17 protein-coding genes are annotated in these 16943 nt (G+C 48.5%); 8 read left to right on the top strand and 9 right to left on the bottom strand.

All coding sequences use genetic code 11. The features are described 5' to 3' along the window. Nucleotides 1-115: 115 nt before the first annotated feature. From EQP46_RS20625 to rlmM, 4 genes are all read left to right on the top strand, one after another. On the top strand, nucleotides 116-1021 hold the full coding sequence (locus EQP46_RS20625) for a transcriptional regulator GcvA (protein WP_129495427.1): 906 nt from the start codon (nucleotides 116-118) through the stop codon (nucleotides 1019-1021). Next, entirely contained in the window at nucleotides 1018-1638 is a 621-nt protein-coding gene (locus tag EQP46_RS20630) for an alpha/beta family hydrolase (protein WP_129495428.1), read from the top strand. Before EQP46_RS20625 ends, EQP46_RS20630 begins: the two co-directional genes overlap by 4 nt. After that, nucleotides 1635-2009 (top strand): DUF423 domain-containing protein, encoded by a 375-nt coding sequence (locus tag EQP46_RS20635; protein ID WP_129495429.1) that lies wholly within the window; start codon nucleotides 1635-1637, stop codon nucleotides 2007-2009. The genes EQP46_RS20630 and EQP46_RS20635 overlap by 4 nt, the downstream gene beginning before the upstream one ends. A gap of 91 nt (nucleotides 2010-2100) precedes the next feature. After that, nucleotides 2101-3168: a 23S rRNA (cytidine(2498)-2'-O)-methyltransferase RlmM gene (gene rlmM / locus EQP46_RS20640; RefSeq protein ID WP_129495430.1), complete on the top strand. Its 1068-nt coding sequence runs from the start codon at nucleotides 2101-2103 to the stop codon at nucleotides 3166-3168. A gap of 75 nt (nucleotides 3169-3243) precedes the next feature. Here the strand turns inward: rlmM and xni are convergent, their stop codons facing one another. The 5 genes from xni to queF all read right to left on the bottom strand — a co-directional run bounded on the left by xni (nucleotide 3244) and on the right by queF (nucleotide 10602). Next, nucleotides 3244-4014 carry a flap endonuclease Xni gene (gene xni, locus EQP46_RS20645; RefSeq protein ID WP_129495431.1) on the bottom strand — a complete coding sequence of 257 codons (771 nt, stop codon included), beginning with the start codon at nucleotides 4012-4014 and terminating at the stop codon, nucleotides 3244-3246. Between the two features lie 81 nt (nucleotides 4015-4095). Continuing rightward, entirely contained in the window at nucleotides 4096-5463 is a 1368-nt protein-coding gene (ppnN, locus tag EQP46_RS20650) for a nucleotide 5'-monophosphate nucleosidase PpnN (protein WP_129495432.1), read from the bottom strand. 231 nt (nucleotides 5464-5694) lie between these two features. After that, entirely contained in the window at nucleotides 5695-7251 is a 1557-nt protein-coding gene (locus tag EQP46_RS20655) for a GGDEF domain-containing protein (RefSeq protein WP_129495433.1), read from the bottom strand. Between the two features lie 130 nt (nucleotides 7252-7381). Then, nucleotides 7382-9652, bottom strand: a complete 2271-nt coding sequence (locus EQP46_RS20660; RefSeq protein WP_129495434.1) for a tetratricopeptide repeat protein — start codon at nucleotides 9650-9652, stop codon at nucleotides 7382-7384. Between the two features lie 104 nt (nucleotides 9653-9756). Next, nucleotides 9757-10602, bottom strand: coding sequence for an NADPH-dependent 7-cyano-7-deazaguanine reductase QueF (gene queF, locus EQP46_RS20665; RefSeq protein ID WP_129495435.1), 846 nt, complete (start codon nucleotides 10600-10602; stop codon nucleotides 9757-9759). 62 nt (nucleotides 10603-10664) lie between these two features. Here queF and syd point away from each other — a divergent pair, with 62 nt between their 5' ends. Together syd and EQP46_RS20675 are read left to right on the top strand one after the other, a co-directional pair. Beyond that, complete coding sequence (gene syd / locus EQP46_RS20670) at nucleotides 10665-11210, top strand: SecY-interacting protein (protein ID WP_129495436.1); 546 nt, start codon at nucleotides 10665-10667, stop codon at nucleotides 11208-11210. A gap of 4 nt (nucleotides 11211-11214) precedes the next feature. Further along, entirely contained in the window at nucleotides 11215-11988 is a 774-nt protein-coding gene (locus tag EQP46_RS20675; RefSeq protein ID WP_129495437.1) for a Zn-ribbon-containing protein, read from the top strand. 11 nt (nucleotides 11989-11999) lie between these two features. On the opposite strand, the gene EQP46_RS20680 is transcribed toward EQP46_RS20675, so the two are convergent. The 4 genes from EQP46_RS20680 to EQP46_RS20695 all read right to left on the bottom strand — a co-directional run bounded on the left by EQP46_RS20680 (nucleotide 12000) and on the right by EQP46_RS20695 (nucleotide 15619). Continuing rightward, on the bottom strand, nucleotides 12000-12278 hold the full coding sequence (locus EQP46_RS20680; protein ID WP_129495438.1) for a hypothetical protein: 279 nt from the start codon (nucleotides 12276-12278) through the stop codon (nucleotides 12000-12002). Between the two features lie 96 nt (nucleotides 12279-12374). After that, on the bottom strand, nucleotides 12375-12608 hold the full coding sequence (locus tag EQP46_RS20685; RefSeq protein ID WP_129495439.1) for a DUF2789 family protein: 234 nt from the start codon (nucleotides 12606-12608) through the stop codon (nucleotides 12375-12377). A gap of 1668 nt (nucleotides 12609-14276) precedes the next feature. After that, on the bottom strand, nucleotides 14277-14582 hold the full coding sequence (locus tag EQP46_RS20690) for a DUF3301 domain-containing protein (protein WP_129495440.1): 306 nt from the start codon (nucleotides 14580-14582) through the stop codon (nucleotides 14277-14279). Beyond that, nucleotides 14579-15619 carry a DUF3549 family protein gene (locus EQP46_RS20695; RefSeq protein ID WP_129495441.1) on the bottom strand — a complete coding sequence of 347 codons (1041 nt, stop codon included), beginning with the start codon at nucleotides 15617-15619 and terminating at the stop codon, nucleotides 14579-14581. Before EQP46_RS20695 ends, EQP46_RS20690 begins: the two co-directional genes overlap by 4 nt. A 180-nt stretch (nucleotides 15620-15799) precedes the next feature. Between EQP46_RS20695 and EQP46_RS20700 the strand changes: the two genes are divergently transcribed. Next, nucleotides 15800-16126 carry a YqcC family protein gene (locus EQP46_RS20700; RefSeq protein ID WP_129495442.1) on the top strand — a complete coding sequence of 109 codons (327 nt, stop codon included), beginning with the start codon at nucleotides 15800-15802 and terminating at the stop codon, nucleotides 16124-16126. Between the two features lie 12 nt (nucleotides 16127-16138). Then, nucleotides 16139-16870, top strand: coding sequence for a tRNA pseudouridine(65) synthase TruC (gene truC, locus EQP46_RS20705; protein ID WP_129495443.1), 732 nt, complete (start codon nucleotides 16139-16141; stop codon nucleotides 16868-16870). Nucleotides 16871-16943: the final 73 nt, after the last annotated feature.

Below are 16943 nucleotides of genomic sequence, written 5' to 3' on the forward strand. Positions count from 1 at the left end.
GTGCGTAGGGTACGCTTGTTCATTGGTGCCCGCGAACTATAGGTTTTCTCTGGTGACAGAACAATGGACATTTTATAATGTCCTATATTAGAAAATCTTATGAATAGGAAGCAGGATGGCTCGTCGATTACCTCCATTAAATGCGTTGCGTGTGTTTGAAGCGGCTGCACGGCATTTAAGTTTCACTCGCGCGGCGGAAGAGTTGTTCGTGACGCAGGCTGCGGTGAGTCATCAAATTAAAGCCCTCGAAGAGTTTCTTGGCTTGAAGCTGTTTCGTCGTCGCAATCGCTCGTTACTTCTAACTGAAGAAGGGCAGAGCTATTTTCTTGATATTAAAGACATATTCACGTCAGTCGCGGATGCGACAGATCGCGTATTAGAGCGTGGCGCGAAGGGGGCTCTCACCATTAGCTTGCCGCCAAGTTTTGCCATTCAGTGGCTTGTCCCTCGTCTGTCAGATTTTAATCAACAGCATCCCGAAGTGGATGTGCGAATCAAAGCGGTTGATCTAGAAGATGGCTCATTGACCGATGACGTTGATGTCGCCATCTACTATGGGCGTGGCAACTGGCCTGGTCTGAGGTGTGATGAACTTTACCCGGAATTTTTATTGCCTGTGTGCAGCCCTTCTATTTTGAGTGCAGATAAGCCACTGACATCGTTTGACGATTTGAAGCACCACACCTTATTACATGACCGTTCTCGTCGAGACTGGACGGCATATGCAAAGCACTATCAGATTAGTAACATTAATCTAAACTATGGTCCTATTTTTAGTCACTCGGCCATGGTGTTGCAGGCTGCAGCGCTTGGACAAGGGATTGCGCTGAGCAATAACGTGTTGGCACAACCCGAACTTGAGTCGGGACGCTTGGTGTGCCCGTTTGACCATTTCTTGATGAGTAAGAATGCATTTTATTTAGTAAGCCAACAAAAGGACGCAGATTCGGGGCGTATTGCAGCGTTTCGGGATTGGGTGTTGGCGAAAGCCGCCGCAGAACAGGAGAGTATTTCTGCATGAATCAGGTTCTAATCGATGGCCCTTCTGAGGCCGAAACAACGTTTATTTTTGCCCACGGCGCGGGGGCGGGTATGGAGCACGAGTTCATGGAAGTGGTTGCAAAGAAAATCGCTGCCCATGGTATTCGCGTGGTTCGCTTCAATTTTCCCTATATGGTGAAACGATCGGAAGATGGGAAAAAACGGCCACCTGATCGTGCGCCAAAATTGCTAGAACACTACCAAGAGATTATCGCGAACTATGGCAGTAAACACACTGTGATTGGCGGAAAGTCGATGGGGGGAAGGATGGCGAGCCATTTGAGCGAAGAGAAGAGTGTTGCGGGCATCGCGTGTTTGGGTTTTCCCTTCCATCCACCGGGTAAGCCTGAAAAAGACAAAGGGGAGCACCTCGCCCACATCGAAAAGCCGACACTGATTTTGCAAGGTGAGCGCGATACATTCGGAAACCGTGCAGAACTGGCGCAATACCCGTTTTCATCGTCTGTTTCTTTGGTGTTTGTGCCAGATGGCGACCATAGCCTAAAACCGCGCAAAGCATCGGGCCACACTGAAGAAGAAAACCGCCAATTTGCCGCTGATAACATTGCCGCTTTTATCGCTGAGGTATGCCAATGAAAAGTAATCGACTGGCGGCACTAGGGTGTGTGTTTGCAGGTGTTGCGGTGGCTATTGGTGCTTTTGCCGCTCATGGGTTAAAGGCGCATCTTTCGGAATATGAATTGTCGATCATCGAGAAAGGCGTCCACTATCAATTCTGGCATGCACTGGCCCTTATTGCCTTAGCCATGTGGCAGAAACAAACTGATAGCAGATGTATTGCGCTGTCTGGCGTGTTTCTTTCTCTCGGGATTGTGTGCTTTAGCGGCAGTCTTTATGGCCTCGCACTGACGGATTGGACATGGTTGTGGCCAATCACGCCACTCGGGGGATTAAGCTTCCTTGTGGGCTGGTCATTGGCGGCGTGGGGGCTATGGCGCAGCGCTTGATTGTGCTGCATCGGTCACGTAAACCTGCAACTTTGGGCAATTTGGGTATAATGGCGCGTTATTTTTACCACGGCATAGTTAAAGGCATCGTGTGAATCAGATTTTATTGTATTGCCGCCAAGGCTTTGAGAAAGAGTGTGCGGGTGAAATTCAGGACAAAGCGACACAGGTAGAAGTGTATGGCTTCCCACGAGTGATCAAAAACTCTGGGTTTGTAGTGTTTGAGTGTTACCAGCAAGGCGATGCAGAAAAGTTGATTCAGAAGCTTCCATTTAGTTCGCTGATCTTTGCGCGTCAAATGATTGCTGTGGTGGGTCAACTGAGCGATTTGGACCCTGGTGACCGTATTTCTCCTATCCTTGCGATGGGTGGTGAATTGCCAAAGTGTGGTGACGTTCGCGTAGAAACGCCAGACACAAACCAAGCGAAAGAACTGCTGAAGTTCTGCCGGAAGTTTACCGTGCCATTGCGTCAGTCTCTGCGTAAACGCGGTGTATTGCTAGCCAAAGAAAACGCGAAAAAGCCAGTGCTGCATGTGTGCTTTACAGAGCCTGGGTGCTGTTTCGTGGGGTACTCTGCGTCTAACAACAACTCGCCACACTACATGGGTATTCATCGCCTTAAATTCCCTTCAGAGGCGCCAAGCCGCTCAACACTGAAGCTGGAAGAAGCGTTCCACGCCTTTATTCCAAAGGAAGAGTGGGATGAACGTTTGGCACCCGGCATGAAAGCGGTGGATCTAGGTGCTTGTCCGGGCGGTTGGACGTACCAATTGGTGAAACGTTCTATGTTTATCCACGCGGTGGATAACGGCCAGATGGCGGAAAGCTTGATGGAAACGGGGCAGGTTAAATACCACGCTGCGGACGGTTTTAAGTTTGAACCACCAAGAAAGAACATCACTTGGTTGGTGTGTGACATGATTGAAAAGCCTTACCGTGTCGCGCCTTTGATGGGCAAGTGGTTAGTAGAGCGTTGGGCTGTAGAAACCATTTTCAACTTGAAGCTGCCAATGAGCCGCCGTTATGAGCAAGTGACGGAAGACATCGGTAATTTGAAAAAACTACTGATAGAAAACGGCGTGAAATTCGATATTCAGGTTAAGCATCTCTTCCACGATCGTGATGAAGTGACCGTGCATATTCGTCGCACAAATTGATTCCGTTCTGTCGAACAAATAGCAAAAGGGCAAGTATGATACTTGCCCTTTTTCGTGCGGGTTTGATAAGAAAAACTATTTTGCGGTAAAGCGAATATCTTGCAGGTTAAACCCGAGCGTGATGTCTGTTTTCAAGGTGGCGACTTGCTTACAACGGATCGCCAGTTCTTGATTGCCGTCGAGTTTCTTTTGCCATTTCGGCTCTATGTCGTCTGCCGCAAACAGATTATCAAGGGTGCCGAATTGGTTGAGCAAGCTGGAGGCTGATTTAGGGCCGATGCCCGGTACGCCCGTGACACCGCTAGAGCTGATGCCGACCAAGCCCCAGTAATCAGTTAACTGTTGGGGCGCAACTGAAAATTCTTTCTCGATAAACGGGCTGTCTAGCCAACGCTGCTGAAAGTAATCACGAATGCGCAGTGTTGGCTGCAGAAGCTGACAGTAACCTTTGTCAGTCGAGACAATCGTGACTTGGCCGTTATGATTGGCGACTTTTAGCGCGAGCGTTGCAATCATGTCGTCAGCTTCATCGCCCGACGACAACAATGAATCAATGCCCATCTCCCAAAACGCATCTTGGATCTTATCTAACCCTTGTTGCAATGCTTCAGGCATCGGTTTACGGCCTTGTTTGTATTCTGGGACGAGCTCGGCACGCCAACCACGATCTTGTTCTGCATGATCGAACACTGCGACCATATGTGTGGGTTCGGATGAACGAATGATCTTGGTTAATGCACGGCAACAGACTTGAGCGGTAGAGGCAATATCATCAGGGTTGGGCTGAGCGGCGTGAACGCGGCGGATAAGGTTCATTGCATCAATGATGACAAGGTGGATAGACATGATGTGTCCGCTAAATGAAAAAATGGCCCGATAGGGCCATTCTAATTGCTTGAGAGATAAATGAAAGGTCAACAACTGCGATTAGTTGCCATTCCCTTGGACAATCTCATAGCAAGGAACATACGCCGTCCCCGGAAGTTTCATGCGTTGTTGTTCAACGAAACCACGCAGTAGCTTGTCCATCTTTTTCATGAGCACCGCATCGCCATTAATCTTGAATGGGCCGTGGCGCTCTATTTCTCGAATGCCTTCTTCTTTCACATTACCGGCAACAATGCCAGAAAACGCTTGGCGTAGCGCCGATGCGAGAAGCTCAGGACGCTGGTCCATGTGCAAATCGAGGTTCGCCATGTTTTCGTGTGTTGGGGCAAAAGGTAGCTGGAATTCAGGTGCGATTTTTAGCGACCAGTTAAACGAGTAAGCATCGCCGGTTGATTGGCGGTGCGCCTTCACTGCAGGCATCGCTTGCTTGATGATACGCGCAGCTTTCGCTGGGTCACCAATGACGATCTCATAGTACTTGGTGGCATGCTCACCAATCACATCACGAATGAAATCATCAATCACGCGGAAGTAATCAGCGCTTTCTTTCGGCCCTGTGAGTACTACAGGCATCGGCTGATCGGCATTGTCTGGGTGCATCAAAATACCCAGCAGATACAGCAACTCTTCTGCCGTCCCTGCGCCGCCTGGGAAGATGATGATCCCATGGCCACAACGGACAAAAGCTTCCAAACGTTTCTCGATGTCCGGCATGATCACCAGCTCATTGACGATAGGGTTGGGTGGCTCTGCCGCAATAATTGATGGCTCGGTCATACCGAGGAAGCGACTGTTAGGCACACGCTGTTTTGCGTGACCAATGGCCGCCCCTTTCATCGGGCCTTCCATCGCGCCAGGCCCACAGCCCGTACAGACATTCAGCTCACGCAGCCCCAGTTCGTTGCCCACTTCTCGCGTGTATTGGTACTCGATGGCATTGATTGAGTGGCCACCCCAACAAACGACCAAATTCGGATCGCGCCCCGGCACCAGGGCTTTCGCATTACGCAGAATGTCGAAAATCAAATTGGTGATGTGGCTGGAATTGGTCAGGTTGAACACTTTGGCGTGCTCTAACTGCATGTTTAAGTGAATGATGTCTCGAAGCACCGAGAACATGTGTTCTTGAATACCACGAATGATTTTGCCATCAACAAACGCATGTTCTGGTGGGTTGATGAGTTCGAGTTTTACACCGCGTTCGCGGCGCATGACACGAATATCAAAGCTTTTGTATTGTTCCAGTAGCTCTTTGGAGCTGTCGGTGTGGCTGCCAGAGTTGAGCACCGCTAACGAACAGTTACGGTACAGACGGTATAAATCGCTTTTCGCGGTGTCCTTGAGTCTATCGACTTCAAGTTGGGAGAGTAGATCCATTGCCCCGACTGGGCTGATATGCGTGATCATAGTCACCTCCTGTGCAGAGAAAACACACTTTGTATTAGAGGGGGACCCTAAGAACTTTATTTCAATGAAGATTACAGGTGGTTAATAAATCAACACTTTCATTGTTATAAAAATCAGTGTGTTAATTAACCATACACACAGACTTTTAGTTTATCCAGTTATCAATAGAAAAAAGCGAGAATAGGAAGTGGGCTTGAGGGGAAGTGATGAGCGCCGTGATGAGTGGCGCGATCATGCCCAAATCAGCTTGTTGCGGCCGTTATTCTTTGCATTGTAGAGCGCGGCATCTGCGCGTTCCAGCACCGTTACTGTGCTGTCACCGTCTTGGAACATGCTTGCGCCAATGGAGACGGTGACGGTGAGGCGACTGTCCTTAAACTTGAAGGGCAGTTTGGACACCGTTTCTCTCACGCTATTGAGCATGTCTTCACGTTCGTCGGGCTTTGCATCGGGCAGCAATACCACGAATTCTTCGCCACCAAATCGCGCAATAAAGTCGGTATCGCGAAGGCATTGGTGAATGGTGCGAGCAACAACCTTGAGTACTTTATCGCCCACCAAATGCCCGTACGTATCATTCACGCTCTTAAAGTGGTCGATATCAATCATGGCCAAGCAAAACGGCGTTTGATATCGCAACCAGCATCGGTATTCGTGCTCTAAGCGATCATCGAGGGCGGCGCGGTTATAGACCTTAGTCAGCGGATCGAGCAGCAATTTCCGCTCTTGGTCACCCAAGCGGCGGCGGTAGTCCATGGTTTGCTGGTAAAGCGCATCAAGTTTTTGGTCGTTGTGTTTGAGCTGTTCAAGCAATTGTTGTTCACGCTCTTCCAGTTCTTTGTTTCTTGCCACGAGTGACGATAGATTTACGGCAACTTGAGAAAGGTGAGGACGAACTTGCTCTAAAGATTCAGCTTCTTGGAGGTGTGTTTCAATGGCATTCACAGAAGACGCGAGCTCTTCGTTAAAGGTGCTGCGCTGTGTGGAAATCGTTTGAGAGCTATCTATTGAGCGGCCATTGTGACGCTGAAGAATCGACAGGTCTTCATTCAGTTGCGACAAAAATGCTTGCGAGGCTTTTCGCTCGTTACGTGTGCCATCCAGAATGAGCTGAACGGATTCTAGTGTTAGCTCAAGCAAGGTTTGCGCATCAGGTGACAGCAAAAGCCGGTTGCGGATGTCGAGCAGGCGATCACCCACTTCGTCATCGAAATCTAGCTCTGTGATCAGGTGTTGAAGTTCACTTGAAAGCTGCGAGATGCGGTCAATGTTCAGGAGCTCTTTGGCGGATAACCCGTTCGATGGCAGCGAGAGTAATTTGAGTGCCCGTTCATAGAGCTGAAGCAGTGCCACAATTTTTTCTGTGCTGCCTTTGCTTTCTGAACCGGAACTTTGCAGTAAGTTTCGAAGGTCACGCTTTAGCTGTGCAGGTAGGCCTGTTAAGCATTTGAGGGTCTCACCGCTTTGCTGAAATTGACACTCTAGGGCATCGTTGGCTTTTTGCTGAGTATGGGTATGTCGGTTGACCATTCGCTCCACCAATGCGAGCTGAGGAATTAATCGACTGACATCATCTTGCCCTTCGAGATCTTGGCGAATCTGAGACAGTCGTTCATGGAGCAATGGGTCGTCTTGGGCCTGTGAAGCAGCAATCAGTCGAGAGATTAACCTTTTCAGGATCGTCGCCTCACGCCGAGATTTAAGGGCTAAATCTCGGAACACCAGCTGAGAATGCTGCAACTTTTCTTTAAGTGTGATGACTTCTTCATCTGATGAGAAGTTGGACATAAAACTCGACGACAGCTCCAAACGACGCACAGTGAAAAGCTCACTGAATACAGGGTGCTATGCCTGACAAAGTTGCAGGCACAGTCTCTAGCTATAACGGTTTATTACTATGATTATCAATAAGCTGGCGTTAGTTTTTGTCAGATTCGTGAAGCGTCTGCCAGTTAATGCCTTCGCTTGCTGAAGTTTTAACCTTAATTAACCCAGAGCTAATGGCATCGAAACAGGCCTGTCGTACATTGGTGTTGGCGAAACAGGCAGCGGGTGTAGATTCAATTGCGCTTAAATGCACCCATTGGCTAGTGTGTTCTGCTTTACTGGCTTGGCGCGCGGCGCTGGTGGCCATCAAGAGGATATCGATGAGCTCTTTGTCATTGATCGACGTAAATGCGCGTGGCAAAAACGGATAATCCGCCATGCCGATGCGAAGGCGATCATCCACGTCATCCAACTTCGCATGAGAGACAAAGTCATCCACCATGGATTGAATTCGGTTTGCCATTTTATCTGGGTCATTGAGTGTGACGGAATCTGGCTCGATGTAGATAAACATGGCATCGGAGAAGTGATAAACACGGGCAGGATCTGAGATCTGAGAGGCGAGGTAATCCCCGAGCTCGCGTTCAAGCTCCAAGCCCTGATGATAACCGTGCTGGAGGTACACCACTTTGAGGAAAGGCACTTCAAACATGGCAAAGCTTAATTTGTCGCTGAGAGGCTCATGGATCATTTCTCCCAAATACCACTGTTCGAAGTTGGCACTGGTTTTTGCCAGTGAGTTCGACAATCTGTCATTGAGCATACGCAGATTTCTAAGCCCGCTCCGTGGATGGGTGTAAAGCGCTTTGCGTAAGTCTTGCAGTTCGCCAAGCCGCTGGTTTGCCGCGCGGTGGCGTAGAATCAGAACCAGTAAGATGACACTTAAACTCCCCAGCAAGAAGAGGTTAATCTTCTTCTGTTCAACCAAGGAACTCACGTTTTCACCTTGTCGGCGTTCAATGTCATCAATTTGCAGTTGGCGTTCGATCACGCGTTGGCGTTCTTTGAACGATTCGGCTTCAAGGATTTGTCGGCGATTTTCACTTCGACGACTGATTTGGTCATAGCGACGCTGAATTTCCAGCGCTTTCTGGTATTCCCCTTTTTGCTCGTAAGCGCGGGAAAGGCGAGAGAGGCATTCAAGCATGAGGTTACGGTCACGCAAGATTTCCGCACCGCCGAACGCTTTTTTCAATGCATCAATGGCCACATCTGGCATTTGGGTAACAACAGCCAGTTCACCTTGAAGAATGTAGGCTTTAGTTAGCGGACGAGTCAGTGCTGCCTGTTCCGCGATTTCAATGGCATTCGCAACATACTCTTCTGCTTGTTTGTATCTGAGCAATTTGAGGTAAGTACTGGCAATAGACACATTGATGTTGGCAATGTTTTTGGTGCGTGCTAGCAGCTGTTCTATGTCGAGGGCATTGAAGTAATGCACCAGTGCGAAGTTATATCGGCCCTGTTGGCTGTAAATATCGGCAAGTAGGGTTTGTGCTTCTGATAAACCTCTGACCAAATCAAAGCTTTCGTAGAATTCCGCAGCTTGGTTGGCGTGTTGCAATGCTTTGTCGAGCACACCTTGTTGTTGGTAAAGCTTAGTCAGAGAAACGTTGGCGCTGGCAATTTGAATCGCGAAGTCATTTTCGCTGGCGAGCCAGTAGGCGCTGAGTAACTCTGACAGGGCGCGTTCGTAGGATTTTTCTTTTAGAAAGTAGTTACCAAGCGCGATTTGGTAACGTGTTTTTTGCTTTAGTTCGGGCAAATCGCCCAACTCATTTTTCACCGCATCAAACTGCATGACCGTCTCAGCACTGTTGCTGATTTCAGACGTGATGATGGCGTTGAGTAGCAAGGCTTCAAATTTCAGGTTCGCAATGGTGTTTACGCGTTTTGGGTCGCGTTTTCCAATTTCGCTGATAACGGTTTCAAGCGCCTTCTTTGCCGCTGGTTTGTCTTCATCGAGGTAATACAATACCGAGGCTTCGGTGAAGAGAAGCTCAAGCTCAGCAAGCTTCAAATTGTTTTTTTCTACCATGCTTCTCGCAGTGGCGAGGGCGTCCCAAGCTGCATCATGATTACCCAGTGCACTTTGTGCCTTACCAATAATCAGGTAGGCATGAACGGTGTTTAATGGTGTGCGAATAGAACGGTCTGTTTCGTTATTGCTGTGCGGGCGATTCGTGGATTTCGCTAAACGTCGCTGCTCGAGATATCGCTCGGTGATTTCTAACGCTTGTTCAGGCGCTGTCACCACCATCTCTTCTGCTTCAGAAAGAATAGGGGTGGAATACATCCTTGCCTGTCCATTAAGGCTGAACAGCATTGAAAAAAAGAGCAGTGCGGTTGGCAATAATCGCATGTTGGTTTCTTGTCGTTAAAAGTGAATCTGACCTGTCTTTCCCGCAATCTCAAGATACGCATTCGCGAACATTGGATTGCGGAGCAAACAGGCCAGTTGTTCAGTTACTGTCGAGCGAGTCGGTTATTTTCGCTTGGCGTTTTACCCATGTTAGTACGGTATGGGTTAATGTCTAAGCCGCCGCGACGGGTGTAGCGGGCGTAAACCGTGAGTAACTCTGGTTGGCAGTATTTCATGATGTCCGTGAAAATACGCTCGACGCATTGCTCGTGAAATTCGTTGTGACGACGGAAAGACACGATATAGCGAAGCAACTTCTCGCGGTTAATACGTTTGCCTTTATAGGCAATGCGCACAGAGCCCCAATCAGGCTGGCTGGTGATAAGGCAGTTAGATTTTAACAGGTTGCTGTTCAAGGTTTCGCTCACCATTGGGCCATCAGCGGCTCCGTCTAGCAGGCGAGCGTCGAACTCGTAGTCATCGATTGTGATGTCTTGCTCATCAATGTTTTCACCGCCAAATGCAACCACTGGTGTGTTGGTGAATTCTTCTAGCGGAAGAATGGTCACATCAACATCTTGGCCAGCACATGCCGACAGATCTTTCGCTAAGGTGTCGACAACTTCTTGCCAGTTTTCAAATTTTGTCTGGTTAAAGCTGTTGAGGTAAAGCTTGAATGACTTGGATTCAATTAAGTTTGGGCTGGTTGCAGGCAGGCGCACTTCGCCGATTGCCACTTGAGGCAAGCCTTTTGCGTTAAGCCAAGACAGTTCGTAAAGTGTCCAAACATCGTAACCGGTAAAAGGCAGCGTCTCTCCCATATCGAGATCGTCGCGGTTAAGGCTTCGTGGAACAGGTTGTAAAAGCTCAGGGGCATAATGCTCCTGATAGTCCGTTTTCTGACCTAGCGTCAGGCCAGCAAGTTCTTTTGCATCTTGATATTTGCTCATACGGTTTTGCCACGGATCGATTAGAATGCGCAAAGTTTACTGAATCTTGAGGAATCTTGCTAATGAATCACTCTGTCACTCACGCGCTTTGGTCATTCAGCGAGCGCTTTGTCTCTGCGTGGAACGATCAACATGGCTCAAAGCCACAAAGCGATGCGTATCTCGGCCTTGAATCGCCGTGCATTGTGCAAGAGACGGATGATGTAGTGATTTGGCAGCCCATTCAGCGTGTTGAGTTCGCCGATTTTAGCAATGTTGAAGCTGGCATTGGGATTTCGCTTCATGAAGACGTGACTTCTTTTTACGCAGGCCTGTACTGCGGCGACATGACGGCACAATTTGAAGGTTTGAGCCTTGAGCTGATTCAGGTGTGGAGTGATGAAGACTTACCGCGCTTGCAAGAAAACATGTTGGGGCATTTGCTCATGCAAAAGCGCTTGAAGCAAAATCCAACCGTGTTTATTGCTGCGACGAATGATGAGTTGGATGTGATTTCCATTTGTAATATCACGGGCGAAGTCATCAAAGAGCGCATTGGCACCAAGATCCGTGATGTGCTTGCGCCAAACGTAGAAACCTTCCTTCAACGCCTCTCTCCAGAGGTGTAATGCCATGTACGTTGTAGAACTGACATTCGAATGTTTTGATGACACGACGGTTTCAGCTATCGACTTGGCTGTAAATGGCCTGATGGACGCGTTGAGATATAACGGCCAGGTGTTGGGGCGCGAGTTCCCCATGGTCATGGGGGAAGGCCAATTTCATGTACGCGCCGTGTGCCCCGAAAAAGACAGTCTGAATCCGAAATTTCATAGCCCACAAGTTGCGTTAAAAATTCGCCAATTGTCGGAAGCATCTTTGCTTTCACCTAAATTGAAGGTACTTGGTCGCGACATCAATTCAGAGGCCAGCGCAGACGATGCGCCGCGCAGTTGGCAGGTGCTTTATACCACATATGTGCATACTTGTTCGCCGCTTCGTTGTGGTGAAACCCTGTTACCCATTCCTTTGCACAGACTTCCTGCAACCTTTAATGGTGATCATAAAGCGGTAGTGAAATGGCAAACGGAATGGCAGGCCTGTGATGAAATTCAAATGGCTGGTTCGTTCAACGCTGAGTATGCTGCTTTGGCTGAAATCCAAGATGTAGAGAGCCGACTGTTCCGAAAAGGGTGGGACATTCGAGGCCGTATTGAGTACCTCACGAAAGTACCGACCTATTACTACCAATATCGCGTTGGGGGTGAAAGTACAGAATCTGAGTTGGAACGAAAATGCCCCAAATGCGGTGGTGATTGGCGACTCGACGCACCGCTTCATGATGTTTTCCACTTCAAATGCGACGATTGCCGTATCGTGTCAAACCTGTCTTGGGACTTCCAGTAACGAGGGGCTGTTTACCTTTGGCGATTTTCTAGCGCCTCAATGCGCTCTGTGAGTGTGCGAACTTGCAGCTCTAATTCCGCAATGCGCTCCTCTGCGCTTTTACTGACTGACACTATTTCAATTTTTGGCACCACGCCATTTTTCTTCCAGCGTTGCAGTGCACTGATGATCAATGGCATGGGAACAGAGCCAGAAAGACGAGATTTTATCAATGCAACGCTAGGCTCTTTGCCATCGGCCACTAAAGATTGAATGGCTTGCTCGAGCATCGCGGTATAGTCCGTTTGCATCTTTGGTTTCCTACGTGAGCGATTTTTTGCTCACGTTACCTTAAGCGATAAACATTGAAAAGGTTGCCTATGATGAAGCCGACAGGGTTCGCTCAGTCAGGACTTTCTGAGCAGGGTATCAAGTGTGTCTATTTGTTCGGTCCAATCCGCATCTTGGAGTTGTGCTTCTTCGAGAAACTGACGTTGACTGACTGACCAAAACTCTGCAGAAGTTAGCGCTTGTCCTTCGGTGAGAGGGTGGTTTGCTATAAAGGAAGAAATAGCCTCTCCGTCAGAAGGTAAACCGAGTTGTTGAAAAAGACTCTCGAGATTATGTGTAAACACTTCCATGGTTATCTCCCCGCAACAATATTTCCAAATAACATCCTTATCTACATTAGTTCAGCATGCGCAGTTGTGGCGGAAAAAGCGTGGTTCGATTCTGCGAGCGACAACAATTCGTTCAAAAGATAAACGAGATGAATGAGCCTCAGAGGAGTGATTGGGATAAATGGCAGGTGGCGTGTGAGATATCTCTTACAAGATCGTGCGCATTTCATGCTTTTGATTGTGGTTATTACACGTGACTCGCAATTAAATCTTTTAAATACATAAGCTTAAAAATATCTCTTCAGAGTTAAATTGAAAGTGTGACTTTGATCGCTAATCAGTGTCTTGTTTAGAATTCGCGTTAGCGTAATCTTCTCGGTGTCGGAAGGATACTGACACACGGAACAGGAACTAACACCACGGACTTGGTCGCTCAGGATGAGCAAGTAATGCAAGGATTGTGTTACTAGCAAGGAAAGCGGAATTAGGGACACGGATGGAACCGTAGCAGCGAATAGGATATTTGCTGGTCAGGAAGACACTTAGGACAACCCAGGATGGGGGCTTAAGGAATCACTTCAGGACGAAGTTAAGGACACCCTCAGGATGAGGACGAGAATCGAGACAGGAAAGCTCGATGGGTCATGGTAAGACCGAAGGACACCTCCAGGACGGAGAGATAAGGAAAACGCTGAAGGATTCAGCCACTGATCAAGGATTGATGCAGGGAGCACTTTCGTAGCAGGACAGCTGCAAGTAAGACCTCTAGGGCGCGACTATATGTCGCGCCCGTTCTTTTTCTGGGGTTGGAAAACTCATTCTTCCCCTCTGTCTGATTAACGCTGCTTACTTTCTTTTTCTCTTTTTCTTTCTTTTGAATCGAAATGCCCATCTTTCGTTTATTTGTCGTTGGCGTTTAATCGGAAAACACTCTATTAATCCCTCGTTCTTGATGGAAAATTGGCTTTTTTAACTGCCCAAAGTTTTTACGCGCTATAAAAAATGGCTCGCGTTGAATGAAATGGCTGATGAGCGTGTGAGATATCTCTTACAAGTGTGTGGGATAATCGGTTTGTTATCTTTAGCTATCTTTGTTTTATGGTCTTTTAAGTGTCATAAAAACAAGGGGTTATGATTTCCTGGTGTTTTATGGTGTGATTGTGTGATGAAAATCACTCTGAGGTGAGTTGTTTCGTCACGAAGTTAGCGTAATCTTCTCGGTGTCGGAAGGATACTGACACACGGAACAGGAACTAACACCACGGACTTGGTCGCTCAGGATGAGCAAGTAACGCACGGATTGTGTTACTAGCAAGGAAAGCGGAATTAGGGACACGGACGGAACCGTAGCAGCGAATAGGATATTTGCTGGTCAGGAAGACACTTAGGACAACCCAGGATGGGGGCTTAAGGAATCACTTCAGGACGAAGTTAAGGACACCCTCAGGATGAGGACGAGAATCGAGACAGGAAAGCTCGATGGGTCATGGTAAGACCGAAGGACACCTCCAGGACGGAGAGAATAAGGAAAACGCTGAAGGATTCAGCCACTGATCAAGGATTGATGCAGGGAGCACTTTCGTAGCAGGACAGCTGCAAGTAAGACCTCAGGGCGCGACTATATGTCGCGCCCGTTCTTTTTCTGGCATTCCCAAACGGTGCAAATCGCCTTGTTTGCAATGCGCTGGTTTACTCTTCAGGCATCGGATAAGCGGGCATAAACACTTCTTGTAGCCTCATGCCTTTCATCACGGCATACCCTTGATAACAATCCAATCCATTCACTGAAAATTCGAAAAAATACCGCGTTTGGATATTCAATGGGCCTTTTGGCCAACCAAACGTGTGGTTTCCTCGTGCAATAGAAACCAGCTGAACCCCCACTTGCTGACAGCGGCGATTAATGTATTGCTTTGCGAGCTCACTTTGACGGCGCTGTTGCCAAAAGAGGCTCGCAACAACGGCGATTGCGATGATCCAAAATAAATCACTCATGACGATTTCACCGATGCTTGCAGCTGCTGAACGGCATCCATCAATGCTTCAGAGGCGTGGCCATTGAGCAGGGATAGCATTTGAGGGCGCAATGTCGGGATCATGACGAGATCCGCCACCATCTGTTGGAAGAAGGTAGGATCTTTTTGATCCGCAACCGCAATCAAGAAGGTGTCGAGCAGTGCGTGATCACTCAAGGCATGCCAGCATCGGCCGGCAATCGCGATCAGCATTTCTCTGTGTTGCAGCGCCGGGTAACTCAGTACCAGCGAGATGGTTTGCTGTAACTGTGTAGACTCAGCCCCCGACAAGGCACGAACATAGGCAGAAAGTAAGAACAGGTCTGCGTCGTTCTGAGCCAGAATAGCCTTGATTTGCTCATCTATCCTGTCGGACAAAGAGGCGGGCAACACACAGTGTTCCAAGCACCCTAGCAGGGCGTAGCGCGGCGTGTCGGGAAGATTGGAAAGCGCCTTGCGAATGCGGGTTACATTATTGTGGCGGTCCATACGGGCGCACAAATCGGCTAACCCTTGCAGTCCGACACCTTGCCAGTCCTCCCAGCCGAGTTCGCCCGAGGTGTAGTGTTGAGCGTGATCGTAATATTGGCTGGCGGGCTGATTAAGTCGCGCGGTTAAAAAGGCATGGAACATCGCCTTCTTGTCATCTTGCGGCGTAAAGGTATATGGGTTTGCCGCGAGCTTTTCTTGCTCTTCTTCGGTGGGGGTTTTGTTGAGCGTAGACCCCATAGCCTGGGCAACGAACTGAATAAAATCGCCCAAGGCTGCTTGTTGGAGCAAGCCTCGTTCGTCCAACGGCATTTTCAAAAACCAAATCCAAGGCGATTGATTGGGTTGCCAAAAGGCGATGCCCATTTGCGCGTGTTGTTGCGCAGGAAAAGAGTAGGCGACACGGTTTTCTTCAATGGCGATAAAATCTTTGTTGCTGATTTCCGTGACGCGACGGCTCAGATCAAAAACCACAAAGTCGCAGTTGGCTTGGCTAAAAATGGCGTTAAGAGAAAGAGTATTTTCCATGATCACTTCTAATTGGTCGTGCCGTCGTTGGCGTAATGCGAAGAATGGCCAGTGTATCAATCCCGCATGTTGAAAGCGGGGGAGAACGGTAACAAGGCTTTTCGCTGAGCGTTATGAATAGTGATATGCTTGCGCCAAGTAAGAAATTCAACCCATACGACCAGATAAGAGACAAAATCTATGAGCCAACACCAAGATGTAAAGGTGCTGCTGGTCAGTCTGCAGCAAGTACTCGAGCAACATGGGCACTGGCAATCAATCCCTCCTTCTGATGAAGCCTTGTCGAGTGTTGAACCTTTTTCTGTTGATACCTTAACGTGTACCGAATGGCTGCAGTGGGTATTCATTTCGAAAATGCGCCAGTTGGTCGATCATGAATTGCCGCTTCCTTCGGCTTTCTCAATTTCGCCGTATGTTGAAGAAGCGCTTAATGGCGCGCATGGACGCGATGCGATTGCCCGCGTAACTCAAGATATTGACGCACTTTTCCAAACCTCCTCTCAGTGATAACGACGTAAGATGCAAATCGAATTAGAAATACTCTATCGCGATGAATGGCTCATCGCTGTAAATAAACCTTCCGGCATGCTGGTGCATCGCTCTTGGCTCGATAAAGGTGAAACGCGCTTTGTTATGCAAACACTTCGTGACCAAATCGGCCAGCATGTTTTCCCTTTGCATCGATTAGACCGCCCTACGTCCGGGGTGCTGCTTTTTGCGTTGTCCTCTGAAATGGCCGCGGAAATGATGCCAAAGTTTGCGGGTCGCGATATTCATAAAACCTATCATGCGATTGTTCGCGGCTGGATTCAGAAAGGGGCGACGCTTGATTACGCATTAAAAGAAGAGCTGGATAAGATTGCAGATAAGAAAGCGACCAAAGAGCCAGAAGCTAAAGAAGCGATCACCGAGTACCGTCCAATTGCTCATGCTGAGTTACCGATCCCAATGGGGCGCTATCAAAGCTGTCGATACACGCTGGTGGAAATGAAACCGCACACGGGGCGTAAACACCAATTACGTCGCCATATGCACCATTTAAGCCATCACATCGTTGGTGATGTGAACCATGGTGACGGTAGGCACAATCGATTGTTTCGCGATGAATTCGACTGCCATCAACTCTTGCTGCATGCATCAAGCACGCAGTTTATTCACCCAGTGACGGGGGAAGATGTACACATTGAAGCGAAGGTTGATTCTGTGTGGCGTCGCGTGCTGGATGGATTAGCGCTGCACGATGAGCTGTAGAAAGACGCGCTTGATGCTGTAAAACAAAAAAACCGCCGATATCAGGCGGTTTTTTCATTCTCGCTATGTGTGA

Source organism: Enterovibrio baiacu, assembly GCF_004120195.1.
GTDB lineage: Bacteria > Pseudomonadota > Gammaproteobacteria > Enterobacterales > Vibrionaceae > Enterovibrio > Enterovibrio baiacui.